Origin of the sequence: Pseudomonas sp. MF4836, from assembly GCF_002018875.1 — a bacterium.
Classification (GTDB): Bacteria; Pseudomonadota; Gammaproteobacteria; order Pseudomonadales; family Pseudomonadaceae; genus Aquipseudomonas.
On sequence record NZ_MVOL01000003.1, the window covers coordinates 153,217 to 178,661 of the forward strand.

The 25,445-nt window shown below is 61.7% G+C and carries 21 protein-coding genes; 9 read left to right on the forward strand and 12 right to left on the reverse strand.

The features are described from left to right. The first annotated feature begins 63 nt into the window (after positions 1-63). Positions 64-327: a hypothetical protein gene (locus MF4836_RS07420; RefSeq protein ID WP_078469810.1), complete on the forward strand. Its 264-nt coding sequence runs from the start codon at positions 64-66 to the stop codon at positions 325-327. Positions 328-430: 103 nt separating this feature from the next. Here the strand turns inward: MF4836_RS07420 and MF4836_RS07425 are convergent, their stop codons facing one another. The 9 genes from MF4836_RS07425 to MF4836_RS07465 form a co-directional block, all read right to left on the reverse strand. Then, positions 431-1,402, reverse strand: a complete 972-nt coding sequence (locus tag MF4836_RS07425) for a peptide ABC transporter ATP-binding protein (RefSeq protein ID WP_078469811.1) — start codon at positions 1,400-1,402, stop codon at positions 431-433. Then, positions 1,402-2,370, reverse strand: coding sequence for an ABC transporter ATP-binding protein (locus MF4836_RS07430; RefSeq protein WP_078469812.1), 969 nt, complete (start codon positions 2,368-2,370; stop codon positions 1,402-1,404). Before MF4836_RS07430 ends, MF4836_RS07425 begins: the two co-directional genes overlap by 1 nt. A gap of 10 nt (positions 2,371-2,380) precedes the next feature. Further along, on the reverse strand, positions 2,381-3,292 hold the full coding sequence (locus MF4836_RS07435) for an ABC transporter permease subunit (RefSeq protein ID WP_078469813.1): 912 nt from the start codon (positions 3,290-3,292) through the stop codon (positions 2,381-2,383). An 11-nt stretch (positions 3,293-3,303) separates the two neighbouring features. Further along, positions 3,304-4,314: an ABC transporter permease subunit gene (locus tag MF4836_RS07440; RefSeq protein ID WP_078469814.1), complete on the reverse strand. Its 1,011-nt coding sequence runs from the start codon at positions 4,312-4,314 to the stop codon at positions 3,304-3,306. A 158-nt stretch (positions 4,315-4,472) separates the two neighbouring features. Then, positions 4,473-6,068: an ABC transporter substrate-binding protein gene (locus MF4836_RS07445; protein ID WP_078469815.1), complete on the reverse strand. Its 1,596-nt coding sequence runs from the start codon at positions 6,066-6,068 to the stop codon at positions 4,473-4,475. 78 nt (positions 6,069-6,146) lie between these two features. Next, positions 6,147-7,550 (reverse strand): OprD family porin, encoded by a 1,404-nt coding sequence (locus MF4836_RS07450; RefSeq protein ID WP_078469816.1) that lies wholly within the window; start codon positions 7,548-7,550, stop codon positions 6,147-6,149. Positions 7,551-7,712: 162 nt separating this feature from the next. Further along, positions 7,713-9,314: an ABC transporter substrate-binding protein gene (locus tag MF4836_RS07455; protein WP_078469817.1), complete on the reverse strand. Its 1,602-nt coding sequence runs from the start codon at positions 9,312-9,314 to the stop codon at positions 7,713-7,715. Between the two features lie 304 nt (positions 9,315-9,618). Continuing rightward, positions 9,619-11,244 (reverse strand): ABC transporter substrate-binding protein, encoded by a 1,626-nt coding sequence (locus tag MF4836_RS07460; RefSeq protein ID WP_078469818.1) that lies wholly within the window; start codon positions 11,242-11,244, stop codon positions 9,619-9,621. Positions 11,245-11,503: 259 nt separating this feature from the next. Then, positions 11,504-13,105 (reverse strand): ABC transporter substrate-binding protein, encoded by a 1,602-nt coding sequence (locus MF4836_RS07465; RefSeq protein ID WP_078469819.1) that lies wholly within the window; start codon positions 13,103-13,105, stop codon positions 11,504-11,506. A 295-nt stretch (positions 13,106-13,400) separates the two neighbouring features. Here MF4836_RS07465 and MF4836_RS07470 point away from each other — a divergent pair, with 295 nt between their 5' ends. Beyond that, the gene (locus MF4836_RS07470) at positions 13,401-13,805 is read left to right on the forward strand and encodes a hypothetical protein (protein ID WP_078469820.1); all 405 of its coding nucleotides are present in this window, start codon (positions 13,401-13,403) and stop codon (positions 13,803-13,805) included. A 66-nt stretch (positions 13,806-13,871) separates the two neighbouring features. Here MF4836_RS07470 and MF4836_RS07475 read toward each other — a convergent pair whose 3' ends face one another. Beyond that, positions 13,872-14,588: an SIMPL domain-containing protein gene (locus MF4836_RS07475; RefSeq protein ID WP_078469821.1), complete on the reverse strand. Its 717-nt coding sequence runs from the start codon at positions 14,586-14,588 to the stop codon at positions 13,872-13,874. A 240-nt stretch (positions 14,589-14,828) separates the two neighbouring features. Here MF4836_RS07475 and MF4836_RS07480 point away from each other — a divergent pair, with 240 nt between their 5' ends. The 4 genes from MF4836_RS07480 (at position 14,829) to MF4836_RS07495 (ending at position 19,377) form a co-directional block, all read left to right on the forward strand. Further along, positions 14,829-16,091, forward strand: coding sequence for an ATP-binding protein (locus MF4836_RS07480; RefSeq protein ID WP_020297105.1), 1,263 nt, complete (start codon positions 14,829-14,831; stop codon positions 16,089-16,091). Beyond that, positions 16,084-16,644, forward strand: coding sequence for a response regulator transcription factor (locus MF4836_RS07485; protein ID WP_020297106.1), 561 nt, complete (start codon positions 16,084-16,086; stop codon positions 16,642-16,644). Before MF4836_RS07480 ends, MF4836_RS07485 begins: the two co-directional genes overlap by 8 nt. A 97-nt stretch (positions 16,645-16,741) precedes the next feature. Continuing rightward, positions 16,742-18,469, forward strand: a complete 1,728-nt coding sequence (locus MF4836_RS07490; RefSeq protein WP_078469822.1) for an ABC transporter ATP-binding protein/permease — start codon at positions 16,742-16,744, stop codon at positions 18,467-18,469. A 158-nt stretch (positions 18,470-18,627) separates the two neighbouring features. Then, entirely contained in the window at positions 18,628-19,377 is a 750-nt protein-coding gene (locus MF4836_RS07495; protein WP_078469823.1) for a FadR/GntR family transcriptional regulator, read from the forward strand. A 113-nt stretch (positions 19,378-19,490) separates the two neighbouring features. Here MF4836_RS07495 and MF4836_RS07500 read toward each other — a convergent pair whose 3' ends face one another. After that, positions 19,491-19,682: a hypothetical protein gene (locus MF4836_RS07500; protein WP_078469824.1), complete on the reverse strand. Its 192-nt coding sequence runs from the start codon at positions 19,680-19,682 to the stop codon at positions 19,491-19,493. A gap of 13 nt (positions 19,683-19,695) precedes the next feature. Continuing rightward, positions 19,696-21,336 (reverse strand): phospholipase, encoded by a 1,641-nt coding sequence (locus tag MF4836_RS07505; RefSeq protein WP_078469825.1) that lies wholly within the window; start codon positions 21,334-21,336, stop codon positions 19,696-19,698. 233 nt (positions 21,337-21,569) lie between these two features. On the opposite strand from MF4836_RS07505, the gene kdgD reads away from it, so the two are divergent. The 3 genes from kdgD to MF4836_RS07520 all read left to right on the forward strand — a co-directional run bounded on the left by kdgD (position 21,570) and on the right by MF4836_RS07520 (position 25,444). Beyond that, on the forward strand, positions 21,570-22,481 hold the full coding sequence (gene kdgD / locus MF4836_RS07510) for a 5-dehydro-4-deoxyglucarate dehydratase (protein WP_078469826.1): 912 nt from the start codon (positions 21,570-21,572) through the stop codon (positions 22,479-22,481). 66 nt (positions 22,482-22,547) lie between these two features. After that, positions 22,548-23,993, forward strand: coding sequence for an aldehyde dehydrogenase family protein (locus MF4836_RS07515; RefSeq protein ID WP_020297112.1), 1,446 nt, complete (start codon positions 22,548-22,550; stop codon positions 23,991-23,993). An 86-nt stretch (positions 23,994-24,079) separates the two neighbouring features. Continuing rightward, the gene (locus MF4836_RS07520) at positions 24,080-25,444 is read left to right on the forward strand and encodes an MFS transporter (protein WP_078469827.1); all 1,365 of its coding nucleotides are present in this window, start codon (positions 24,080-24,082) and stop codon (positions 25,442-25,444) included. Position 25,445: the final 1 nt, after the last annotated feature.

Genomic DNA, 25,445 nt, shown 5'->3' on the forward strand with positions numbered 1-25,445 from the left:
CAGGCTCGAAGACTCAAGGCCTGTGGCCATCAATGGTGCACCTACGAACGGATGGGATCGGTCATGAGCGTCTTTCAACGCGTGGTGTTGTTGATCAAAGTGCTGGTGCTGTTATCGGTGGGGACTTCGGCGGCCTGGGCCCATGCCGGAGTGCAGCAGGAACCTGGCGCGTGGGCGGCAAAAAGCCCCCATGGCAGTGCGCTGATGCTGGCCAAGTCCGACTCGGAAGCCGGGGATCAGGGGCAGGGCGGGAGCAAGGGCGATGATGATTCGACCACCGACGACCCGGATCCTGACAGCGATGATGACGGCGATAACGACAGCTGACAGATAGACGCCTCCCTGGCTGCGGGTGCTATGCACCCATGCCCTGGGAGGTTTGAGCGAAACCGGCGCCCCCGGATTGATTCCGGGGGCGTTTTTTTGTGGCTCAGCCGAGAAACTGTTCGGCGTAGTGGCAGGCGACCTGGCGGTTGTCGAGGAGGCGCAAGGCCGGCTCTTCAGTGCTGCACAGTTCAGTGGCGTACGGGCAGCGTTTGTGGAAGGCGCAGCCGGAGGGCGGGTTCAGCGGGTTGGGCAACTCGCCGACGATCTTGATTTTCGGTTTGTCCGGATCCGGGTGAATGGTCGGCGTGGCCGAGAGCAGGGCCTGGGTGTAGGGGTGCAGGGGCCTGCTGTAGATCTCCTCCTTGGGACCCATTTCCACCGGCCGGCCGAGGTACATCACCATGACCTGGTCGGCGACGTGCCGCACCACCGCCAGGTTGTGGGAGATAAACACGTAGGCGGTGTTGAACTCCTGCTGCAGGTCCATGAACAGGTTGAGCACCTGGGCCTGGATCGATACGTCGAGGGCCGAGGTCGGTTCGTCCGCCACCAGCACCTTGGGTTGCAGCATCATGGCTCGGGCCAGGGCAATGCGCTGGCGCTGGCCGCCGGAAAACATATGGGGGTAGCGCTGGTAATGCTCGGGGCGCAGCCCGACCTGTTTCATCATCGCCTGGACTTTTTCGCGGCGCTCGGCGGCAGACAGCTTGGTGTTGATCAGCAGCGGTTCGGCCAGTTGGTCACCGACCTTCTGCCGTGGATTGAGCGACGCGTACGGGCTCTGGAACACCATCTGCACGTCTTTGCGCAATTGCTTGCGCTGCGCCTTGTCGGCCCCGGCCACTTCCTGCCCGGCGATTTTCAACGAGCCGGAGGAGGGCTCTTCGATCAGAGTCAGGGCGCGGGCCAGGGTCGACTTGCCGCAACCGGACTCGCCCACCACGGCCAGGGTCTTGCCGGCTTCGAGTTCGAACGACACCCCATTGAGGGCGCGCACCAGGGCGGTGCCCTTGAACAGGCCACGGGACACTTCGTAGTGACGGGTCAGGTCGCGGGCGGTAAGAACGACGGCCATTACGCCACCTCCTGATTCAGCGGGTAGAAGCAACGGGCGAGGCTGGCGGCTTTCGGGTCCAGGCCTGGGCGTTGCTGCCGGCAGTGGTCCTGCACGTACGGGCAGCGCGGCGACAGCAGGCAGCCTTGGGGCCGGTCATACCGCCCGGGGACAATGCCCGGCAGAGTCGAGAGACGCGCCGCGCCCATGCTGTGTTCGGGAATCGCCGCCAGCAACGCTTCGCTGTAAGGGTGGGCGGGAATCTCGAACAGCTCCGGCACCTGGCCGACTTCCACCGCCTGGCCGGCGTACATCACGCACACCCGCTGGGCGGTTTCGGCCACCACCGCGAGGTCGTGGGTGATCAGCACCAGGCCCATGTTCTGTTCCCGTTGCAGGTTGAGCAGCAGGTCCATGATCTGCGCCTGAATGGTCACGTCCAGGGCCGTGGTCGGCTCGTCGGCAATCAGCAGCTTGGGCTCGCCGGCAATGGCCATGGCGATTGCCACGCGCTGGCTCATGCCGCCAGACAGTTGATGGGGGTAGGCGTTCATGCGGCTGGCGGCGCCGGGGATTTCGACTTTTTCCAGCAGCTCGATGGCACGCTTGCGGGCCGCCTTGCTCGACATTTTCAGGTGCAGGCGCAGCACTTCCTCGATCTGGAAACCCACGGTGTAGCTCGGGTTCAGCGCGGTCATCGGGTCCTGGAAGACCATGGCCAGGTCCTTGCCGACAATCTGTCGGCGTTGCCGCGCGCTGAGCTTGAGCATGTCCTTGCCGTCGAAGTGCAAGGCGTCGGCGGTGACGATGCCCGGGTGCTCGATCAGCCCCATCAGCGCCATCATGGTCACCGACTTTCCGGAGCCCGATTCGCCGACGATGGCCAGGACTTCGCCCTTGTCCACGCTCAGGTCGAGGCCATCGACCACGGGGACGGCCTGGGCGTCGCCGAAGCGCACGTTGAGATTCTTGATTTCTAGCAATGACATGGGAATCTCCTCAGGCGGCGTTTTTGAGTTTCGGGTCCAGCGCATCGCGCAGGCCGTCGCCCATCAGGTTGATTGCCAGCACGCTGAGCAAAATGGTCAGGCCGGGCAGGCTGACGACCCACCAGGCGCGCTCGATATAGTCGCGGGCCGAGGCCAGCATGGTGCCCCACTCCGGGGTCGGCGGCTGTACGCCGAGGCCGAGGAAGCCCAGGGCGGCGGCATCGAGAATCGCCGAGGAAAAGCTCAGGGTCGCCTGCACGATCAGCGGTGCCATGCAATTGGGCAGCACGGTGATGAACATCAGGCGCGGCAGGCCGGCACCGGCCAGGCGCGCGGCGGTCACGTAGTCGCGGTTCAACTCGCCCATCACTGCGGCGCGGGTCAGGCGCACATATGACGGCAGGGACACGATGGCGATGGCGATCACGGTGTTGATCAGGCCAGGGCCGAGGATGGCGACAATCGCCACCGCCAGCAGCAGCGAAGGCAGGGCCAGCATGATGTCCATCAGACGCATGATGGTCGGGCCCAGCAGGCGCGGGAAGAACCCGGCAAACAGGCCCAGCATCACCCCCGGGATCAGCGACATGACCACCGACGACAAGCCGATGATCAGCGACAGCCGCGACCCCTGGATCAGCCGTGACAGCAGGTCACGCCCCAGTTCGTCAGTGCCCAGCAGGAACTGCAGTTGCCCGCCTTCGAGCCAGGCCGGCGGGGTCAGCAGGAAGTCGCGGTATTGCTCGCTGGGGTTATGGGGCGCGACCCAGGGGGCGAAGATTGCACAAAAAATGATCAGCAGCATGAACAGCAGCCCGGCCACTGCGCCTTTGTTGCGCGAGAAAGCGTGCCAGAACTCTTTGTACGGGGAGGGGTAGAGCAGGCTTTGATCGACTGCTACCGAGGAGGTTGGAGTGCTCATAGGTCTTGATCTCAGCGCTGGTGGCGGATGCGTGGGTTGGCAAAGCCGTAGAGGATATCCACCACGAAGTTGACCAGAATCACCAGGCAGGCAATTAACAGGATGCCGTTTTGCACCACGGGGTAATCCCGGGCGCCGATGGCTTCGATCAGCCACTTGCCGACCCCGGGCCAGGAGAAGATGGTCTCGGTCAGGACCGCGCCGGCCAGCAGTGTGCCGACTTGCAGGCCGACCACCGTCAGTACCGGAATCAGCGCGTTGCGCAGGCCGTGGACAAACACCACCCGTGCTGGCGACAGGCCTTTGGCCCGGGCCGTGCGAATGTAGTCTTCGCGCAGCACTTCGAGCATCGAGGAGCGGGTCATCCGCGCGATCACCGCCAGGGGAATGGTGCCGAGCACGATGGCCGGCAAGATCAGGTGATGCAGGGCGTCGAAGAAGGCCCCCGTGTCATCGGCCAGCAGCGTGTCGATCAGCATGAAGCCGGTTTTCGGCTCGATGTCGTAGAGCAGGTCGATGCGCCCGGAAACCGGGGTCCAGCCCAGGCTGACCGAGAAGAACATGATCAGGATCAGGCCCCACCAGAAGATCGGCATCGAGTACCCGGCCAGGGAGATGCCCATGACCCCATGGTCGAACAGGGACCCTCGTTTCAAGGCCGCGATCACCCCGGCCAGCAGGCCGAGGATGCCGGCGAACAGCAGGGCCGCCATGGACAGCTCCAGGGTCGCCGGGAACAGCGAGGTGAACTCGGTCCAGACACTGGTGCGGGTGCGCAGGGACTCGCCCAGGTCGCCATGGGCCAGCTTGCCGATGTAGTCCAGGTACTGGGCGTACAGCGGTTTGTTCAGGCCAAGGCGCTCCATTGCCTGGGCATGCATCTCGGGGTCGACCCGGCGTTCGCCCATCATGACTTCCACGGGGTCGCCGGGAATCATGCGAATCAGGGCAAACGTCAGCAAGGTGATGCCGAAGAAGGTGGGGATCAACAACCCCACGCGGCGGGCGATAAAACTAAACATCTTCTGGAGTACCTCATCAGCCGGTTAGGCGTGCCCGGCCTCCTTGGGGTCAAGGGGGCCAGGCGTTTCTTAGAACCTGGTCACGATCTGCTGCGCTGGGCTCATGGCGCGTCAAACATGGTCGGGCGTCGCTTGCTGGAGCGTGAACAGGTTCATTTCTACTTCACCTGGGTCGTGGCGAAGTTGTTATTGGTCAACGGGTTCTGGTGGTAACCCTCGACGTTCTTGCGCATGGCCGTGAACATTTTTGGATAGGCCGTGGGAATCCAGGGTTGGTCTTCAGCGAAAACCAGCTGGGCTTTTTCATAGAGTGCCGCGCGTTGCGTCGGTTCGGTGTCGGCACGGGCCTGATCGATCAACGCTTGAAAGGCCTTGTTGCACCAGCGGGCGTAGTTTTCGCCGTTTTTCGCCGCATCACAACTCAAGTTCGGTGTGACGAAGTTATCCGGGTCGCCGTTGTCGCCAGCCCAGCCGGCCGTCACCAGATCGTGTTCGCCATTCTTGGCCCGTTTGAGCATCTCTCCCCATTCCATGACGCGGATGTCGAGCTTGAGTCCGATCTGGGCCAGGTCGGACTGCATCATCTGCGCGCCCAGCAACGGATTGGGGTTGGTCGGGCCGCCGCCGTTGCGGGTGAACAGGGTCAGCACGGTGCCTTCGGGAACCCCGGCTTCCTTGAGCAGCGCCCGGGCCTTGTCGAGGTCGCGCGCCGGGTTTGTCAGGCTCCGGTTGAAGCCTAGCAGGGTCGGCGGGTAAGGCCCGGTGCCGAGTATGGCGTTGTCCTTACCGTACAGGCTGTCGACGTAGGCCTGTTTGTCGAAGGCGATATCGATGGCCTTGCGTACCCGGACATCGCTGATATAAGGGCGGGTGGTGTTCATCGCGGTGTAGCTGGTGATCATCGCCGCCAGCTCGGCGAGCTTGAGGTTGGGATTGGTCTTGATGCTGGGGATGTCATCGGGCTTGGGGTAGAGGGCTATCTGGCATTCGTTGGCCTTGAGCTTTTGCAGGCGCACGTTGTTGTCGGTGGTGATGGCGAAAATCAGCGGATCAGCCGGGGGCGCACCACGGAAGTACTCCGGGTTGGCCTTGAACCGGACTTGGGCATCCTTGGCGTAACGGTTGAAGACGAAGGGCCCGGTGCCGATCGGTTTGCTGTTGAGCTCGGCGGTTTTTCCGGCCTTGAGCAACTGGTCGGCGTATTCGGCCGGGTAGATCGAAGCAAAGGCCATGGCAATGTCGGCGAGAAAGGGCGATTCACGCCGGGTCAGGGTGAAGACCACGGTGTGCTCGTCGACTTTCTCGACGCTCTTGAGCAGCTCCTTGAAGCCCATGCTCTCGAAGTAGGGGAAACCCACGCTGGATTTGTCATGCCAGGGATGTTTCGGGTCCAGCTGGCGCTGGAAACTCCAGAGCACATCGTCGGCGTTCAGGGTGCGGGTCGGCTTGAAGTAATCGGTGCTGTGGAACTTCACCCCTTGGCGCAGGTGAAAGGTGTAGCGCAGCCCATCCGGGCTGATCTCCCAGGACTCGGCCAGGGCGGGTTGGATGTCTACGGTGCCGGGCTTGAAGTCCACCAAACGGTTGAACAGGGTTTCTGCCGCCGCATCGGCGGTGACTGCGGTGGTGAACTGGACGATATCGAAGCCTTCCGGGCTGGCTTCGGTACAGACCACGAGGGGCTTGGCCCAGGCGCTTGTGGCAAGGGTCAGCAGGGCGGCGGCGATGGCCGCTTTCAGGGGAAGCAATTTCATCAGGAACCCTCTGCAATCAGTTGAACCAGATTAGCTTGAATGGCGGACTCTTCCTGAGTCCGCCCTCCGACTGGCGGCCTAGAGAATGTTGAATGGAATGGTGGTCACCAGGCGGAACTCGTTGAGGTTGCCGTCGGGTTGTTCGGAGCTGGCGCGGTGCGTGGTGTAGGTCGCGCGGATCGCGGTGGCCTTGAGCGGGCCGCTCTGCACCGCATATGAAGCGCCGACGCCGTACTCCTGGTGCTTCTCGCCGTCCATCAGGCGCAGGTCGCTGCGCGATTTACCCGATGTGCCATAGCCGATGCCGGTGTACTTGTAGTTCGTACCATCGATACCCCAGCCACGCGCGCTGTATACGTTGAACTTGAGACCCGGTACGCCGTATTGGGCCAGGTCGAGGCCATAGGCGATCTGGAACGATTTCTCGTTCGGGGCGTTGAAGTCCGACAGCAGGGAGTTGGCCAGGTAGATGCCGTTGGTGTCGTGCAGGTAGTCGAAGTATTCGTCGCCGTTCACTTCCTGGTAGGAGAACGTCAGGGTATGGGCCTGGTGGGTCAGCCCCAGGGACAGGCTGTAGGTGTCGTTGTCGATGCCGCCGATCTTGGCTTTGCCGCTGTCGGTGGTCTTGTAGTAGTTGAGGCCGGTGGTCAGGCTCAACACCGAGCTGTCACCCAGTTGGTGGGTGGCGCCGAAGTAGTACTGGTTCCAGAAGTCTTCGACGTGGCTGCCGTAGAGGCTGGTCTTCAGGCTTTTGGTGGGTTGGTAGTTGAGGCCGGCGATATTGACGTGGTCGGTCTCTGCCCGTTGCTGATACTCGGAGACGAACTTGGTCACGCTCTGCTCGGAGCGTGGCGATACGCGGTCGTAGGTCCCGAGGTCGAACGACAGGTTGTTGAATTCTTCGCTGTGCAGGCTCACCCCCTGGAAGCTGGAGGGCAGTGGCCGGTTACCGATGACGTCGACCACTGGCGTGCTGACGTTCTGGCGCCCGGCGGTCAGGGTGGTGTTGGAAATCCGTGCCTTGACGTTGGCCAGGCCGAGCTTGCTCCACTGGCCCACTGCGTCGCCGTCGGCATGGGTCAGGGTACGGTTGTTCGGGCCGGCGATGTCCTTGCGGTCACGGTCCAGGGCAATCGCGTTGTAGACCGCGACTTCGGTGCTGAAACCGACGGTGCCCTGGGTAAAGCCCGAGCTGTAGTTGAGGATGGTGCCCTGGACCCAGTTGATACGGCGCGCGGTCGGGGTCGCCACGTTGTTGTGGTTGTAGGAGAAGCGATCATCGCGGCGGCGCAACTCGTTGGCGTACCAGTTGCGGGTGGTGCCCGAAAGGCTCTGCCCTTCGACGAACCCTTTGCTTTCGGCCTGGGCGCTGGTGTCGCTGAGCGTGGTCGGCACGAATTGCTGGCTGACGGTTTCGGCATGGGCCACAGCGCTGACGCTGCTGATAGCCAGGGCCAATAATGCAATCTTGCTTGGTTTCATCGGTGAGGCTCCTTTGCTTTTTATGTGCCGGTCTTCAGTGATCCGGCTATCGGTTTGGAACTCATTCAGGTCATCGCAAACGTTTGCATCAGCCGCGTTAGCCGAATTCAGGCAACAGGCCTGCATGAGGGCGAATAACGCCCCCAGGCTTTGGGTTTTCAGTTATTGGTCGAGGCTGACGCCCGAGAACACGTTACGGCCGAAGGGGCTGACCTTGAACCCTTCGACTTTGGCGCTCAACGGCTGGTTGACCGTCGAGTGAGCGACAGGCGTGATCGGCACCTGCTGCTTGAGCAACTGCTGGGCCTGTTTGTAGAGCACGCTGCGTTGCTCGCGGTCGGTGATCAGCTTGGCCTGCTTGATCAGCGTGTCGTAGGCCGGGTCGCACCACATGGAGTAGTTGTTGCCGCCAATGGCGTCGCAGCTGTAGAGGGTACCGAGCCAGTTGTCCGGGTCACCGTTGTCGCCGGTCCAGCCAATCAGGCTGATGTCATGCTCGCCGTTCTTGGTGCGCTTGATGTACTCGCCCCATTCGTAGCTGACGATTTTCACCTTGAGCCCGATCTGCGCCCAGTCGGCCTGAAGCATCTCGGCCATCAGCTTGGCGTTGGGGTTGTAGGGACGCTGCACGGGCATGGCCCAGAGGGTGATTTCGGTGCCTTCCTTGACCCCGGCGGCCTTGAGCAGCTCACGGGCTTTTTCCGGATTGTAGGCAGCATCCTTGATGCTCTCGTCGTAGGACCACTGGGTCGGCGGCATGCCATTGACCGCCAGTTGCCCCGCGCCCTGATACACCGCGTTGAGGATGCTGGCCTTGTTCACCGCCATGTCCAGCGCCTGGCGCACTTCGAGCTGGTCGAACGGTTTGTGGCGCACGTTGTAGGCGATGTAGCCGAGGTTGAACCCGGGCTTTTCGATCAATTGCAGTTTCGGGTCCTGCTTGAGCGCGGCCACATCGGCGGGGCGCGGGTGCAGGGTGACCTGGCACTCGCCGGCCTTGAGCTTCTGCACCCGCACCGAGGCGTCGGTGTTGATGGCGAAGATCAGGTTGTCGAGCTTGACCCGGCTCGGGTCCCAGTAGTGTTTGTTGCCGGCGTAGCGGATTTGCGAGTCTTTCTGGTAGCGCTGGAACACGAAGGGCCCGGTGCCGATCGGCTTCTGGTTGATCTCGTTGGGCTTGCCGGTCTTGAGCAATTGCTCGGCGTATTCGGCGGAGAGGATCGCGGCAAAGCTCATGGCGATGTTCTGGATGAACGCGGCGTCCACCGAGTTCAGGGTCATGACCACGGTCAGCGGCCCGGTCTTCTCGACCTTGGCGATGTTCTTGTTCAGGCTCATCCCGTCGAAGTAGGGAAACTCGGTGGGGTAGGCTTTGCGGAATGGGTGCTCGCTATCGAGCATGCGGTTGAAGGTGAACAGCACGTCGTCGGCATTGAAGGTGCGGCTGGGTGTGAAGTACGGGGTGGTGTGGAACTTCACCCCCTCACGCAGGTGGAAGGTGTAGGTCAGGCCGTCCGGGGAAATATCCCAGCGCGTGGCCAGCCCGGGCACCACGGTGGTGGCGCCTTTTTCAAACTCCACCAACCGGTTGTACAGCGGTTCGGCGGCATCGTTGTCGGTGGCGGTGGTGTACTGCGCGGTATCGAAGCCTGCCGGGCTGCCTTCCGAGCAGAACACCAGGCTGTTGCCAGCGGCCAGGCTGATGGTGCTGGCGGCCAGCAGGCCGGTGCCGAGCAGTGCCGATAAAACCAGGGTATGACGCATGACGGTGCCTCTCCTTTTTATGTGTGTGATCAATGCGCAATAGCTCCTTCCTGGAACGTGGACGCGTCATTGATATTCAACCATCGCTTGCAGCAAACGCCGGCTCACGGATACAGATTCACCCAGCCTTGACGGTAGAGGTCATCGGCGAAACCGTAAATGCGCGGGAGCCTTAACGTCTCGTAGGAAACCGCTGAAAATCCCGCAGTCTGCTGCCTGAAAAGCGCAGCGATTCCGGAGATGGCGGGTGACCCGGTGACGTGGCAGGGCTGGTGGCGACGTCGTTGAACGTCGCCACCGGGCCTTATTTGCTGATGCTGACACCGTAGAAGGAGTTCAAGCCGAACGGGCTGATCTTGAAGTCCTGCACGGAGTTGCGCATGGGTTGAAACACCGTCGAGTGTGCGATAGGTGTCATTGGAACCTGGTCTTTGATGATGTGTTGCGCCTGCTTGTACAGCTCGGTGCGCTTGGCCACATCCGGCGTGGCCTTGGCTTGCTTGATCAGTGCGTCATAGGGCTTGTCGCACCACTTGGAGAAGTTGTTGCCGTTCATGGCGTCGCAACCGAACAGGGTGCCGAGCCAGTTGTCCGGGTCACCGTTGTCGCCGCTCCAGCCGATGATCATCGCCTGCTGCTCGCCGCCTTTGGAGCGCTTGATGTACTCGCCCCACTCGTAGCTGACGATGTTCACTTTAAGACCGATCTTGCCCCAGTCGGACTGCAGCATTTCCGCCATCAGCTTGGCGTTCGGGTTGTAGGGACGCTGTACCGGCATGGCCCACAGGGTGATCTGGGTGCCCTCCTTGATGCCGGCCTCCTTGAGCAGTTGCTTGGCCCTCTCGGGGTCGTACTTGGCGTCCTTGATGGTGGTGTCATAGGACCATTGGGTCGGCGGCATGGCGTTGACCGCCAACTGGCCGGCGCCCTGGTAGACCGAGTCGATGATCTGGGCTTTGTTCACCGATATGTCCATGGCCTGGCGCACCTTGAGGTTGGCCAGCGGATTGGGTTCGGTGCCGCCCTTGAGTACCGGCATCACGTTGTAGGCCACATAGCCCAGGTTGAAGCCTGCCTGCTCCGGCATCTTCAGGTCTTTGTCTTCCTTGAGTGCCTTGAGGTCGGCCGGACGCGGAGAGAGGGTGACCTGGCATTCGTTTTTCTTCAGCTTCTGGACTCGCACCGACGGGTCGGTGGTGATGGCGAAGATCAGGTTGTCGATCTTCACGTCTTCAGGCTTCCAGTAGTCCTTGTTGCCGGTGTAACGGATGTTGGAGTCTTTCTGGTAGCTCTTGAACACGAACGGCCCGGTGCCGATCGGCTTCTGGTTGAGGTCGCTGGCCTTGCCTTCCTTGAGCAGCTTGTCGGCGTACTCGGCGGACTGCACCGAAGCGAAGCTCATGGCGATGTTCTGGATAAAGGCGGCGTCGACGCTCTTGAGGTGGAACTTGACCGTCTTGTCGTCGATCTTCTCGACCTGGGTGATGTTGGTGTCCATCCCCATGTCGGTGAAGTAAGGGAATTCGGTGGGGTAGGCCTTACGGAACGGCATGTCCTTGTCGATCATGCGGTTGAAGGTGAAAAGCACGTCGTCGGCGTTGAAGGTACGGGTCGGGGTGAAGTACGGCGTGGTGTGGAATTTGACCCCTTCGCGCAGATGGAAGGTGTAGGTCAGGCCGTCGTCGGAGATATCCCAGCTGGTGGCGAGGCCAGGAACGACGGCGGTGCCTCCACGTTCGAACTGGCTGAGGCGGTTGTAGATGGTTTCTGCCGAGGCATCGAAGTCGGTTCCGGTGGTGTACTGGCCTGGGTCGAAACCGGCCGGGCTCCCTTCAGAGCAGAACACCAGGTTAGTGGCCGCATGGGCGAAGGGTGCGCTGGCAAGCAAGCCTGCGCCGAGTAAAAACGGAATGACCGCGTGTTTAAGCATGGTGGCCTCATGATTTGTTGTCATTTTTGGTTAGAGGACGACCTCGTGAGTCGACCTGCCGATACTTATGCAGGCCTCATACCCAATGCAAGATGCAGAACTGCCGCAGGTCTTAAACAGTGGAACGAACGTACATGAATGTCGCATATGTATAAAATTTGACGCATTTGATCGTTTGCGCAGGCATTTTTTGCTGTTTTTACGGCCAAAACAGCACAACCGGGGCGTCTGACGCACCCGGTTGGTTCACGCTTGAGGGTTATTTATTCAGGCTGACGCCGTAGAACGGCGTGAGGCCGAACGGGCTGATCTTGAAGTCCTGCACTTCCTTGCGCAGCGGCTGGAACACCGTGGAGTTGGCGATCGGAGTGATCGGCATTTGCTGTTTGAGGATCAGTTGCGCCTGCTGGTAGAGCTTGATGCGTTCGTCGCGATCGCTGCTCAGCTTGGCCTTTTGCACTAACTGGTCGTAGGCCGGGTCGCACCATTTGGCGTAATTGCTGCCTTTGACCGCTGCGCAGCTGTAGAGCACGCCGAGCCAGTTGTCCGGGTCGCCGTTGTCGCCGGTCCAGCCGTAGATCATCACGTCATGCTCGCCGTTCTTGGCGCGCTTGATGTACTCGCCCCATTCATAGCTGACGATATTGGCCTTGATCCCGACCTTGGCCCAATCCTCCTGGATCATCTGTGCCGACATCCGCGCATTGGGGTTGGACGCCCGCTGCACGGTCATGGCCCACAGGTTGAGGGTCGTACCCGGTGCCACTCCGGCTTCCTTGAGCAGGGCGCGGGCCTTGGCCGGGTCGTGGGGCGCGTCCTTGATGTTCGGGTCGAATGACCATTGCGCCGGTGGCAGGGCGTTCTGCGCCAGTTGCCCGGCGCTCTGGTACACCGCCTTGATGATGGCCGGCTTGTCGATGGCCATGTCCAGGGCCTGGCGCACCTTGAGCTGGTCCAGCGGTGGGTGGGTCACGTTGTAGGCGAGAAACCCGAGGTTGAAGCCGGGCTGCTGGAGCACCCGCAGGTTGGGGTCTTTTTCCATCACTTCGATATCGGCCGGGCGCGGGTAACCGCTGACCTGGCATTCACCGGCCTTGAGCTTCTGCAAACGTACCGCCGCGTCGGGGGTGATCGAGAAGATCAGGTTGTCGAGCTTCACGTCCTCGGGTTTCCAGTAGGCGGTGTTGCCGGTGAAGCGAATCTGCGAATCCTTCTGATAGCGCTTGAACACGAATGGCCCGGTGCCGATCGGTTTCTGGTTGAGGTCGGCGGCCTTGCCCTGCTTGAGTAGCTGCGCGGCGTATTCGGCGGACTGGATCGAGGCAAAACTCATGGCCAGGTTTTGCACAAAGGCGGCGTCGACGTTGTTCAGGCTGAAGCGCACGCTGTGCTCGTCGACCTTGTCGATGCTCTTGATCGTGGTGTTCAGGCCCATGTCGGTGAAGTACGGCGACTCCGAGGGGTAGGCCTTGCGGAACGGGTTTTCAGGGTCGAGCAGGCGCTGAAAGGTAAACAGCACGTCGTCGGCGTTGAAGTCGCGGCTGGGGGTGAAGTAGTCGGTGCTGTGGAATTTCACCCCTTCGCGCAGGTGAAAGGTGTAGCTCAGGCCGTCCTTGGACACATCCCAGGAGGTGGCCAGGCCCGGCTCGACTTCGGTTGCGCCGCGCTTGAACTGGGTCAGGCGGTTGAACACGGTCTCGGCCGAGGCGTCGAAGTCGGTGCCGCTGGTGTATTGGCTCGGGTCAAAGCCGGCCGGGCTGGCTTCCGAGCAATAGACCAGGGTCGAGGCGGCCTGGGCGAGGGGCGCACAGGCCAGCAGGCTGGCGGCGAGCAGCAGCGGTTTAAAGACAATCGTGTCCATGAAGTCCCCTAGTGATGACCGGGCCAGAGCGGCCAGGGCGAAAAAGGCAGGCATGAGATTACCGCTGCCGGGTTGAATCAGAAACAGCGGGTTGGTTAGCAGCTCATAACCAAAACAACCGCGTCGTTATTCCAGACCAAGCCTAGTAAAGTTGCGCGCTCCCAGGGAGCAAGGGGGAAAAGGGGAGCTGGACGCTGCCAGGTTATGGATAGACCGGTTTGCTGATCACGGCCCGGGGCAGGCATTTTTCGTCAAAGGGACAGGGGCAGGCAGGATCATGGGTGTTAGAGGGTGGATGGTGGCTGGGTGCCTGCTGCTGGCAGGTTGCAGTGAAGAGAAGTCGCCGCCCGTTGCGTGGTTTCTTGAGGACACTTCTCGCCTATTCAGCACACTTCGGGCGTGCGACTCGGTCAAGAACAAACCGCATTACAGCTGGTGCAACAACGCGAATCTGGCCGCCATGACGCTGCGGCAGCGGTCTGAGGAAAAAGAGCGGCAGGAGCGTCTGGAACGCTTCAACCAGGCACCCTACCGAGTGAAACTGATTTATTGGTACGGGCTGAATCCCGACGCGTTGAGCGCGGTGCTCGAGGTGTGCCGCAACGCGATGGAGCGCCAGATGCTGGAATCTGATTTCGCCATGGGCTGCACCCTGGCCAGCCAGGCTCGGCTCAGCAATATCATGCGCAAGCTGCAGTAAGCCGCCCGAGCCGCAGGCGGCTTGTGTGGTGAGCCGGACCCGCCGGGCGGCAGGTCCGGCAACCGCTTATTGCATCAAGACTTCAATCGAGCCATCGGCGGTCATGCTGACCTGGCTGGTGCCGGCCTCGACTTCCGGGGTCACCGGCGCCGAATCCATGCTGGCCGCTTTCATCATCATCGGTGCGCGCATGTACGGCTGTGGATAACCGTTGCTGTTGAGGTTCAGGTTGACGATTTTGTAACCCTTGCCGCCCAGGGCGTCGGTGGCCAGTTGGGCGCGGGCCTTGAAGGCGTTGACCGCGTCCTTGAGCAGGGCGTCTTCGCTGGTCTTGCGGGTCGGGTCGGCGATGGCGAAGTCCATGCCGGCCATTTTCAGGTCGCCGAGCATCTCGCCGGTGAGCTTGGACAGGGCGGCGAAGTCCGAGCTTTCCAGGCGCAATTCAGCGCGCTCGCGCCAGCCAGTGATTTTCTGGCCCTTGGTGTCATAGATCGGGTAGCTGTTGCGGCTGCCCTGGCGCAAGGTGATGTCCTTGACCTGACGAGCCTGGCCCAGGGCCTTGTTCATGGTGGTGGTGATCTGCGCCGCCAGCTTGGCCGGATCGGCATCCTGGGCTTCGCTGTACAGGGTGACGATCATCAGGTCGCGCGCCACTTCCTGGCTGACTTCGGCGCGCAGGGCGATCTGGTTGTAATGCAGTTCATCGGCGGCCAGCGCCGGCAGGCTGGCGATGGAGCCGATGCTGAGGGCGAGAAGGGCGGCGCTGCGACGGAATGTATGCATGAAAACTCCTTGAGTACGGTCCACAGGTGACGGTCCCGTTCCTGCGTGAAACCATCAGACAGTATTGGGCAGCGGCAAGTTTCAAGCGCCAGGCTGCCAGTTGAGAACCCCTAGGCTTGTAGCTTAAAACTTGGCGCTTGCCACTGCTTTTCTGTGACGCTTTGCCGCAGTTTTGCCTGCGGGGCGTGCTGCTTGGTTATACTCGTCGCGATCCGCCTGGAGCGCTCATCAGGAGAGCTCATGCTCGCCCCCGTACAATTGCTTTCCGCCACTCGCCAGAACCTCTGGCGCCTGACCTTTATCCGCACCCTGGTCCTGGCTGCCCAGGCCGGTTCGGTGGGGCTTGCCTACTGGTTTGACCTGCTGCCGCTGCCCTGGCTGCAACTGGCGGTGACCCTCGGCTTTTCGATGATCCTCTGCGCCTTCACGGCGATTCGGCTGCGTACCTCATGGCCGGTCACTGAGTTGGAGTACGCGGTGCAGCTGGCCTGCGACCTGTTTATCCACAGCGCGCTGCTGTATTTCTCGGGGGGGTCGACCAACCCTTTCGTCTCCTATTACCTGGTGCCGCTGACCATCGCCGCCGTGACCCTGCCATGGCGTTACTCGGTGATTCTCTCCGGTATCGCGCTGACCATGTACACCCTGCTGCTGGCGCAGTTCTACCCGCTGCAGACCTTCCCCATCGCCCGGGAAAACCTGCAGATCTACGGCATGTGGCTGAGTTTTGCCCTGGCCGCGGCGGTGATCACCTTTTTCGCCGCGCGCATGGCCGAAGAGTTGCGCCGCCAGGAAGAGCTACGGGCGATCCGTCGTGAAGAGGGCCTGCGGGACCAGCAATTGCTGGCCGTGGCCACCCAGGCCGCCGGTGCCGCCCATGAGTTGGGTACACCGTTGGCGACCATGAGCGTGTTGCTCAAGGAAATGCGCCAGGACCATCCCGATCCGCTGTTGCAGGACGACCTGAGCGTGCTTCAGGACCAGGTCAAGCTGTGCAAGGAAACCCTGCAGCAACTGGTGCGCGCCGCCGAAGCCAATCGGCGCCTGGCGGTGGAGATGCAGGAAGTCACCCAGTGGCTGGATGAAGCCTTGAACCGCTGGCACCTGATGCGCCCCGAAGCCAGTTATCGCTTCCTGCTGCTGGGCCAGGGACCGGTGCCGCGCCTGGCGCCGCCGCCGGACCTGACCCAGGCCTTGCTCAATCTGCTGAACAATGCCGCCGATGCCTGCCCCGAAGGGCTGGAAGTCCGCCTGGACTGGGACGAGGAAAACCTGACCATCAGTATTCGTGACCACGGTCCCGGCGTACCCTTGGCCATCGCCGAGCAGATCGGCAAGCCGTTTTTTACCACCAAGGGCAAAGGTTTCGGCCTGGGCCTGTTTTTGAGCAAGGCCAGCGTGACCCGCGCCGGTGGCTCAGTGAAACTCTACAGTCATGAGGAAGGTGGCACGCTTACCGAGCTGCGCCTGCCCCGTGTCGCCCGAGGAGACCAAGATGAGTGACGAACCCCAAGTCGAAGGCGAAGAGCTGCCGCATCTATTGCTGGTGGACGACGACGCTACTTTTACCCGCGTAATGGCCCGCGCCATGAGCCGTCGCGGTTTTCGCGTCAGCACCGCAGGTTCTGCCGAAGAAGGCCTGACCATCGCTCAGCAGGACTTGCCGGACTATGCCGCGCTGGACCTGAAAATGGACGGCGACTCCGGCCTGGTGCTGCTGCCCAAGCTGCTTGAGCTGGATCCGGAAATGCGCGTGCTGATCCTGACCGGCTATTCGAGCATCGCCACCGCTGTCGAGGCGATCAAGCGCGGTGCCTGCAATTACCTGTGCAAGCCGGCGGATGCCGACGATGTGCTGGCCGCGCTGCTCTCCGAACACGCCGACCTGGACACCCTGGTGCCGGAAAACCCGATGTCGGTGGACCGCCTGCAGTGGGAGCACATCCAGCGTGTGCTGACCGAGCATGAAGGCAACATCTCCGCCACTGCCCGCGCCCTGGGCATGCATCGGCGCACCTTGCAGCGCAAGTTGCAGAAGCGCCCGGTACGCCGCTGAACCGCGCCTGAACGAATGTCCGCAAGGCATCGTGAAAAAGCCAGCCGATCAACTATGATCGGCTCAGAGCTTGCCCCTTCCCTACCGAGCCACAACGATGAATCAGAACGCTGAATATTCCGCGGTCAACGATACTGTGCGCGGGCAGTTTTTCCGACGGGTCTGGGCGATGGTCACGCCATACTGGCGCAGCGAGGAGAAGGGCAAGGCCTGGCTGCTGCTGATTGCGGTGATCGCCCTGTCGCTGTTCAGCGTGGCGATCTCGGTGTGGATCAACAGTTGGTACAAGGATTTCTACAACGCCCTGCAAAAGAAGGACGAAGCGGCGTTCTGGCACCTGATCCTGTATTTCTGCGGGATTGCCGCCGTGGCGATTCTTGGTGCGGTGTATCGCCTTTACCTGACTCAGATGCTGACCATTCGCTGGCGGGCCTGGCTGACCGAGAAACACTTCGCCCGCTGGCTCGGCAATAAAAACTACTACCAACTGGAGCAGGGTGGTTACACCGACAACCCGGACCAGCGGATTTCCGAAGACCTCAACAGCTTCACAAGCAATACCCTGAGCCTTGGCCTGGGGCTGATCCGCACGGTGGTCAGCCTGGTGTCGTTTTCCATCATCCTCTGGGGCGTTTCGGGCAGCATCGAGGTCTACGGCTACACCATTCCCGGCTATATGTTCTGGTGCGCGCTGGTGTACGCCGCCGTCGGCAGTTGGCTGACGCACCTGATCGGTCGACGCCTGATCGGCCTCAATAACAATCAACAACGGTTTGAAGCCGACCTGCGTTTCTCCATGGTCCGAGTTCGTGAAAACGCCGAGAGCATTGCCCTGTACAACGGCGAGAGCAACGAGAACCGGCGCCTGAGCGCACGCTTCGGCATGGTCTGGCACAACTTCTGGGACATCATGAAGGTCTCCAAGCGTCTGACCTTCTTCACCGCCGGCTATGGCCAGATTGCCGTCATCTTCCCGTTTATCGTCGCAGCCCCGCGTTACTTCGCTGGGAAGATCGAGCTGGGTGAGCTGATGCAAATCAACTCGGCGTTCGGCAATGTGCAGGAGAACTTCAGCTGGTTTATTTCGGCGTACTCCGACCTGGCCGCGTGGCGCGCGACCTGTGATCGTCTGTTGAGCTTCCGCCAGGCCATGAGCGAAAACGAAGAGCGCACCCCGGCCATCGATGTGCAAAACGAAGGCGGCGAGCTGAAGGTGCATGACCTTGGGCTGGACTTGGCAGATGGCCGCAACCTGCTGGAAGGGGCCGAAATGAGCGTTGCCCCCGGCGAGCGCCTGATGCTCAGCGGTCGTTCCGGCAGTGGCAAAAGCACGTTGTTGCGGGCGATGGGGCGCTTGTGGCCTGCGGGTCACGGCAGTATTCGCATGCCGGACCAGCGTTATCTGTTTTTACCGCAAAAACCTTACTTGCCCATTGGTAGCCTGCGTGAAGCCTTGAGTTATCCACAGTCGGGCGACACCTACCCTCACGAACGCTACGTGCAAGTGTTGGAAACCTGCCGCCTGCCGCACCTGGTATCACGCCTGGACGAAAGCAATCACTGGCAGCGCATGTTGTCTCCCGGCGAGCAGCAGCGCCTGGCCTTTGCCCGTGCATTGCTCTATGCGCCGACCTGGCTGTACATGGACGAAGCCACATCCGCCATGGACGAAGAAGACGAGGCGACGCTCTACCAGGCGCTGATTGATCAACTGCCAGGCTTGAGTATTGTCAGCGTTGGTCACCGCAGCAGCCTCAAGCGCTTCCATCCTCGGCACATCCGGATCGAGCACGGACAACTGATCGAACAGTCGATGCTGGCCTAGCATCGCCTGCGCCGGTCGGCACCCAGGTGCTGGCCGGCGTGCTTGACCTCAACGGCTGTCCTTTTTCCTGTCGAATAAGACAGGGTTTACGCTGGACGGTGATCGTACAACTAAGCTGAGCTATGATGCGTTCTCAGTTGCCTAAAAAGATGCCCACCATGGAAAACCTCAACACCGCGCCCCGCCTACCCCGCAAGCGCCGTAGCCTGGCGCAGGAGCTGGTCACGGTGCTGTCCGAACAGATCCGTGATGGGCTGCTCAAGCGCGGTGACAAGTTGCCGACCGAGTCGGCGATCATGGAAGCCCACGGCGTCAGCCGGACCGTGGTCCGCGAGGCGATCTCCCGCTTGCAGGCGGCGGGGCAGGTGGAAACCCGCCACGGTATCGGTACCTTTGTTCTGGACACCCCAAGCCCCAGCGGTTTTCGAATCGACCCGGCCACCGTGGTCACCCTGCGTGATGTGCTGGCGATCCTCGAGCTGCGCATCAGCCTCGAAGTGGAGTCGGCAGGGCTCGCCGCACTGCGTCGCAGCGATGAGCAACTGGCCGCCATGCGCGCGGCACTGGATGCGTTGAATGAAAGCGCAGCCCATGACAGCGATGCTGTCGCCTCTGACTTCCAGTTTCACCTGCAAATCGCGCTGTCCACCGGCAACCGCTATTTCACCGACATCATGACCCACCTGGGTACCAGCATCATTCCGCGGACCCGGCTCAACTCGGCGCGCCTGGCCCACGATGACCAGAAGCACTACATGGGGCGCCTGAGCCGCGAGCATGAAGAGATTTATGAAGCCATCGCCCGCCAGGATTCGGATGCAGCCCGTGCGGCGATGCGTTTGCACCTGACCAACAGCCGCGAACGCCTGCGTCATGCCCACGAGGAGGCAGAAGCGCAGCGCGGCTAGGCCATTTCTCCAGCAGGCGCCGCTGATCAAGCTTCGGGCGCAATGACATCGCGGGCAAGCTCGCCCCCTACCGGTTGTAGGGGGCGGCCTTGCCCGCGATGCTTTTTAGCGGATCAAGCGCTTTGCAGAATCGATCGGTCGACTCTCACGGCCAGTTGGCCCTCGTGGGCTGAGGTGTCGAACGTCACTTTGCCGTCGGCGGCCACCTGCGCGCGGGCAATCGCTACGCCGTTGGACAGCAGTTCCAGGGGCGCGCCCTGGAGAGATTGGCCGGAGGCCAGTTGCAGTGTCAGGTTGATACTCATGGTGAGGTCCTTGTCAGGCAATGCGGTCGATAAAGGTGCTGGAACTGGCGTCGATACTGGCGATCAGCTCGGGCGAACCCCCAAGAAATTGCCGGTAAACGTTGCGTGTCAGGCTGCTGCCTGAGGCTGCGGCAATGCCCAGGGTTGGCTGGAAACGGTCACTGAGTTGGGCATAGGCCGACCAGTGGCCGGTGTACGACTCGCTGAGCCCCTGGCTTTCGCTGATGGCGTAGCGCACGGCATTGCCCGGTAGCCAGTTGGGTTCGCTCGGCGTCTGGCTTTGCCAGCCGTCGGCCAGGATGGTCGGCGCTGCCGTTGGCGCTTCGAGGTAGCCGGCGGGTTTGTTGGGTGTGTAGTGGGTCAGCAGCAGATAGGTGCTCCAGCCCCACCAGTTGTCGACGGTCTTGCTGTCGTTGAGGTTATTGACGTCGCTGCGGCGCAGCACCTTGTCGCCCTGGGTCACGAACAGGGGCGAGAAGTTGGCACCAGGGCTGGAGACCGCTTGCAGGTCCGGCAGCCCTTGCAGCGCGGCGAAGCTGGCAGGCGCCGCCGGGTTGCCACTCTGGTAGCAGGCGAAGATTTCATCGGCCGAGCTCTGCACGGCCCGTTGCACCTGCTGGCGATTGCGCTGGTCGACGGTGTCGAAGTAACGCTTGTCGCCATAGGCGTGCCATTGCTCGCCTCGGGCGTTGCGGACATTGAGGCCGAACTTGCTGTCTTCGTCGTGCATGAAGCGGGTAATCAGCGAACCCAGGTCACTGGGGGTGACCACCGCCGCCAGTTGTTTGCGCGGCACCCGCAGGTGGCCTGCGGAGAACAGGTCGGTGAGGTAGTGATCGGCAAAGGCGTTCATTGCATAGGCCAGCTCCAACGGTTGGGTGTCGGCGCTGCCATGAGCCAATCGCGCCTGCTCCAGTGCCGCGCTGTGCCCGGCGATGTAGGCAAGCTTTGCCCACTCGCCAAAGTGGTCGGCGTTGTTCGCCGCCAACTTCAGGTAGCGCCCCAGGGGCAGCATCGGCGAGACCACGCTGCCACCGCCGGTAATCCGGTTCCACTCTTCAGACAACGTATCTCCAAGGGCGTCATACGCCTCATGGGGCTGCTTGCCATCGCGGATCGCCTGGTGAGTGGCGACGATTTCTTTCTGCATCACCGCGAGGATCTGCCGCGCTTCGTCTTTCGACGCCGGCAGGACCGCCAGGGAGTTGAAGGCCGCGCTGAAACGCTGCACGCGCTCCACCGCCGAAGCGCCTTCGCTGATCGGTCGGTCGGGGATGCCGTAGAAGTCACCGCCCAGCGCCACCACCTGGCCATAGGTCAGTGCCAGGCCATTGGGCAGGTGCAATTCGACCTGGGAGGCAGCAATCGGCGGGGCATCCGCGGCGAAGCGCAACCAGGTGTTGTCGCCGATAGCGGTGTGCTCGCCACCTTCGAAACGCAACTGGGGCTTGGGTTTCAGCGGGTTTTCCGGTGGTGTGCCCGGCGGCCTGGGAGGCGAATGTTTGCGGCTGTGGTGAGGGGCGACGCGCAGCAGCAGGCTGTCGCCATCGCCGTTGATGGCCAGGCCCTGTTCGCTGAACAGCTGGTCGAGATCGGCCGCGATTTTGCCGGCAAGCGATGCTTGTTGCGGCAGGGGGGTTGAGAGTGCTGACATTTCTAGCTCCTTGATATGTCATCGTTCAGGTCACTATTTAACTGTATGGATATACAGTTAAATCGAGCTTAGATGAAATCATTGGCTCGTCAAGGAGCCGCAGGCGAGCCGATCAATTTTCTTTGTAACGACGAAATGCAGTTGACGATTATATTTTTAGTTGTACGATGACCTACAACTTCAGCCAAGCCTGAGGTCTTTTCCATCACAATGTTTCCCAGGGTGTTCGAATAATGAATCCACAAGAACTGAAGTCCATCCTCTCCCATGGCCTGTTGTCTTTCCCGGTCACCGACTTCAATGCTCAGGGCGACTTCCATCGCGCGGGCTACATCAAGCGTCTCGAATGGCTCGCCCCTTACGGCGCCTCGGCGCTGTTCGCCGCGGGCGGCACTGGCGAGTTCTTCTCCCTGGCAGCCAGTGAGTATTCGGAAGTCATCAAGACTGCGGTCGATACCTGCGCCACCAGCGTGCCGATTCTTGCCGGTGTTGGCGGTTCGACCCGCCAGGCCATCGAATACGCCCAAGAGGCCGAGCGCCTGGGGGCCAAGGGCCTGCTGTTGCTGCCGCACTACCTGACCGAAGCCAGCCAGGACGGGGTTGCGGCCCACGTTGAGGCCGTGTGCAAATCGGTAAAAATCGGCGTCGTGGTCTACAACCGCAACGTCTGCCGCCTCAACGCGCCGCTGCTGGAGCGCCTGGCCGAGCGTTGCCCGAACCTGATCGGCTACAAGGACGGCCTGGGCGACATCGAGTTGATGGTGTCGATCCGCCGTCGTCTGGGCGATCGCTTCAGCTACCTCGGCGGCCTGCCGACCGCTGAAGTCTATGCCGCGGCCTACAAGGCCCTGGGCGTGCCGGTTTACTCCTCGGCGGTGTTCAACTTCATCCCGAAAACCGCGATGGATTTCTACCACGCCATTGCCCGTGATGATCACGCTATGGTCGGCAAGATCATCGATGACTTCTTCCTGCCTTACCTGGATATCCGTAACCGCAAAGCCGGTTACGCAGTGAGCATCGTCAAGGCCGGGGCGAAAATCGTCGGTCACGACGCAGGCCCGGTACGGGCCCCGCTGACCGATCTGCTGCCGGAAGAATACGAAGCACTGGCGGCGTTGATCGACGCTCAGGGTGCGCAGTAATTGATCCGGGGCCGCTGAGTAATCAGCGGCCTTTTACGTACAGAATTTTGTGTGAGGAGTGACTTCGTGGCAGAGGCAAAACGATTCGATAACTACATCGGCGGCCAATGGGTTGCCGGCGCCGACTACTCCACCAATATCAACCCGTCGGACCTGTCCGAGGTGATCGGCGAGTACGCCAAGGCCGACCTGGCCCAGGTGCATGCCGCCATCGACGCAGCGCGTGCGGCGTTCCCGGCCTGGTCGACCTCGGGCATCCAGGCGCGCAGCGATGCGCTGGACAAAGTCGGCAGCGAGATCCTCGCCCGCCGTGAAGAGCTCGGCACCCTGCTGGCCCGGGAAGAGGGCAAGACCCTGCCCGAAGCCATCGGTGAAGTGGCGCGTGCCGGTAACATTTTCAAGTTCTTCGCCGGTGAGTGCCTGCGCCTGTCGGGCGATTACCTGCCCTCGGTGCGCCCGGGCGTCAACGTCGAAGTGACCCGCGAAGCCCTGGGTGTGGTGGGCCTGATCACGCCGTGGAACTTCCCGATCGCGATCCCGGCCTGGAAGATCGCCCCGGCCTTGGCCTACGGCAACTGTGTGGTGCTCAAGCCTGCCGACCTGGTGCCGGGTTGCGCCTGGGCCCTGGCGGAAATCATTTCCCGCGCCGGCTTCCCGGCTGGGGTGTTCAACCTGGTGATGGGCAGCGGCCGCCTGGTGGGCGACGCCATCGTCAACAGCCCGAAAGTCGACGGCATCAGCTTTACCGGCTCGGTGGGCGTAGGGCGGCAGATCGCCGTCAACTGCGTGGCGCGCCAGGCCAAGGTGCAGCTGGAGATGGGCGGCAAGAACCCGCAGATCATCCTCGACGACGCCGACCTCAAGCAGGCGGTGGAGCTGGCGGTGCAGAGCGCGTTCTATTCCACTGGCCAGCGTTGCACGGCGTCGAGCCGGCTGATTGTCACCGCGGGCATTCACGATAAGTTCGTTGCTGCGATGGCCGAGCGCATGCAGTCGATCAAGGTCGGCCATGCCCTGAAAGCCGGCACCGATATCGGCCCGGTAGTGTCCCAGTCGCAACTGGAGCAGGACCTGAAGTACATCGATATCGGCCAGTCCGAAGGTGCACGCCTGGTCAGTGGTGGCGCGCTGGTGACCTGCGACACCGAAGGCTACTTCCTGGCCCCGACTCTGTTTGCCGACAGCGAGGCCTCGATGCGCATCAGCCGCGAAGAGATCTTCGGCCCGGTGGCCAACGTGGTGCGTGTCGCCGACTACGAGGCGGCGCTGGCCATGGCCAACGACACCGAATTCGGTTTGTCGGCAGGCATCGCCACCACCTCGCTGAAGTATGCCAATCACTTCAAGCGCCACTCCCAGGCGGGGATGGTGATGGTCAACCTGCCGACCGCCGGCGTCGACTACCACGTGCCGTTCGGTGGTCGCAAAGGTTCGTCCTACGGTTCCCGCGAGCAGGGTCGCTACGCGCAGGAGTTCTACACCGTGGTCAAGACGGCTTACATCGGATCGTAAAGGCTGGATCTGCAGGGGCCGCTTCGTCGGCGCCTGCAGCACAACGTGATTACCCGCATAAAAATAAATAGTGGGAGTACATCCAAATGCAAGCGACCAAGCCGACTCACGTCCGCTATTTGATCCTGCTTATGCTGTTCCTGGTGACCACGATCAATTACGCCGACCGTGCCACTATCGCCATCGCGGGTTCCAGCCTGCAAAAAGACCTGGGTATCGACGCCGTCACCCTGGGCTACATCTTCTCTGCATTCGGTTGGGCCTATGTGGCCGGGCAAATTCCCGGTGGCTGGCTGCTCGATCGTTTCGGCTCGAAAAAAGTCTATGCCCTGAGCATTTTTACCTGGTCGCTGTTCACCGTGCTGCAAGGCTATGTCGGTGAGTTCGGGGTTTCCACTGCGGTGGTGGCGCTGTTCATGCTGCGCTTCCTGGTGGGCCTGGCCGAGGCGCCATCCTTCCCCGGCAATGCGCGGATCGTTGCCGCCTGGTTTCCCACCGCCGAACGCGGTACGGCGTCGGCGATCTTCAACTCGGCGCAGTATTTCGCCACGGTGCTGTTCGCGCCGTTGATGGGCTGGATCGTCTACCGCTTTGGCTGGCAGCACGTGTTTATCGTGATGGGCGGGATCGGCATCGTGTTTTCGCTGATCTGGCTGAAAATTATCCACAGCCCGCGCCAGCACCCGATGATCAACGAGGCCGAGTTCAAGCACATCGCCGACAACGGCGGCATGGTCGACATGGACCAGGACAAGGTCGCAGGCAAACGCACCGATGGCCCGAAATGGGACTACGTGCGCCAGTTGCTGACCAACCGCATGATGCTCGGGGTGTACCTGGGCCAGTACTGCATCAACGGCATCACCTACTTCTTCCTGACCTGGTTCCCGGTGTACCTGGTGCAGGAGCGCGGCATGACGATCCTCAAGGCGGGTTTCATCGCTTCCCTGCCGGCCATCTGCGGCTTTATCGGAGGCGTGCTGGGTGGGGTGATCTCCGATTACCTGCTGCGCAAGGGGCACTCGCTGACGTTCGCGCGCAAGGCGCCGATCATTGCCGGGCTGCTGGTGTCCAGCAGCATCGTGGCCTGCAACTACGTGGACATCGAATGGATGGTGGTCGGCTTCATGGCCCTGGCGTTCTTCGGCAAGGGCGTGGGCGCCCTGGGCTGGGCAGTGGTGTCGGACACCTCGCCAAAACAGATCGCCGGCCTGAGTGGCGGACTGTTCAATATGTTCGGCAATATCGCCTCGATCACCACGCCGATCGTGATTGGCTACATCATCAGTTCCACCGGTTCGTTCAAGTGGGCCCTGGTGTTTGTCGGCTGCAACGCGCTGGTGGCGGTGTTCAGCTACCTGGTGATCGTTGGCCCGATCAAACGAGTGGTGCTCAAGGAGCCGCCAAGCGACGGCCCCGAGTTGAGCAAACTTTCCCACGCACATTCCTGAA

Excerpts from the sequence above, each read along its gene's own strand:
- MF4836_RS07420 (WP_078469810.1), top strand. The coding sequence starts at position 64 with ATGAGCGTCTTTCAACGCGTGGTGTTGTTGATCAAAGTGCTGGTGCTG.
- MF4836_RS07425 (WP_078469811.1), bottom strand. The coding sequence starts at position 1,402 with ATGGCCGTCGTTCTTACCGCCCGCGACCTGACCCGTCACTACGAAGTG.
- MF4836_RS07430 (WP_078469812.1), bottom strand. The coding sequence starts at position 2,370 with ATGTCATTGCTAGAAATCAAGAATCTCAACGTGCGCTTCGGCGACGCC.
- MF4836_RS07435 (WP_078469813.1), bottom strand. The coding sequence starts at position 3,292 with ATGAGCACTCCAACCTCCTCGGTAGCAGTCGATCAAAGCCTGCTCTAC.
- MF4836_RS07440 (WP_078469814.1), bottom strand. The coding sequence starts at position 4,314 with ATGTTTAGTTTTATCGCCCGCCGCGTGGGGTTGTTGATCCCCACCTTC.
- MF4836_RS07445 (WP_078469815.1), bottom strand. The coding sequence starts at position 6,068 with ATGAAATTGCTTCCCCTGAAAGCGGCCATCGCCGCCGCCCTGCTGACC.
- MF4836_RS07450 (WP_078469816.1), bottom strand. The coding sequence starts at position 7,550 with ATGAAACCAAGCAAGATTGCATTATTGGCCCTGGCTATCAGCAGCGTC.
- MF4836_RS07455 (WP_078469817.1), bottom strand. The coding sequence starts at position 9,314 with ATGCGTCATACCCTGGTTTTATCGGCACTGCTCGGCACCGGCCTGCTG.
- MF4836_RS07460 (WP_078469818.1), bottom strand. The coding sequence starts at position 11,244 with ATGCTTAAACACGCGGTCATTCCGTTTTTACTCGGCGCAGGCTTGCTT.
- MF4836_RS07465 (WP_078469819.1), bottom strand. The coding sequence starts at position 13,105 with ATGGACACGATTGTCTTTAAACCGCTGCTGCTCGCCGCCAGCCTGCTG.
- MF4836_RS07470 (WP_078469820.1), top strand. The coding sequence starts at position 13,401 with ATGGTGGCTGGGTGCCTGCTGCTGGCAGGTTGCAGTGAAGAGAAGTCG.
- MF4836_RS07475 (WP_078469821.1), bottom strand. The coding sequence starts at position 14,588 with ATGCATACATTCCGTCGCAGCGCCGCCCTTCTCGCCCTCAGCATCGGC.
- MF4836_RS07480 (WP_020297105.1), top strand. The coding sequence starts at position 14,829 with ATGCTCGCCCCCGTACAATTGCTTTCCGCCACTCGCCAGAACCTCTGG.
- MF4836_RS07485 (WP_020297106.1), top strand. The coding sequence starts at position 16,084 with ATGAGTGACGAACCCCAAGTCGAAGGCGAAGAGCTGCCGCATCTATTG.
- MF4836_RS07490 (WP_078469822.1), top strand. The coding sequence starts at position 16,742 with ATGAATCAGAACGCTGAATATTCCGCGGTCAACGATACTGTGCGCGGG.
- MF4836_RS07495 (WP_078469823.1), top strand. The coding sequence starts at position 18,628 with ATGGAAAACCTCAACACCGCGCCCCGCCTACCCCGCAAGCGCCGTAGC.
- MF4836_RS07500 (WP_078469824.1), bottom strand. The coding sequence starts at position 19,682 with ATGAGTATCAACCTGACACTGCAACTGGCCTCCGGCCAATCTCTCCAG.
- MF4836_RS07505 (WP_078469825.1), bottom strand. The coding sequence starts at position 21,336 with ATGTCAGCACTCTCAACCCCCCTGCCGCAACAAGCATCGCTTGCCGGC.
- kdgD (WP_078469826.1), top strand. The coding sequence starts at position 21,570 with ATGAATCCACAAGAACTGAAGTCCATCCTCTCCCATGGCCTGTTGTCT.
- MF4836_RS07520 (WP_078469827.1), top strand. The coding sequence starts at position 24,080 with ATGCAAGCGACCAAGCCGACTCACGTCCGCTATTTGATCCTGCTTATG.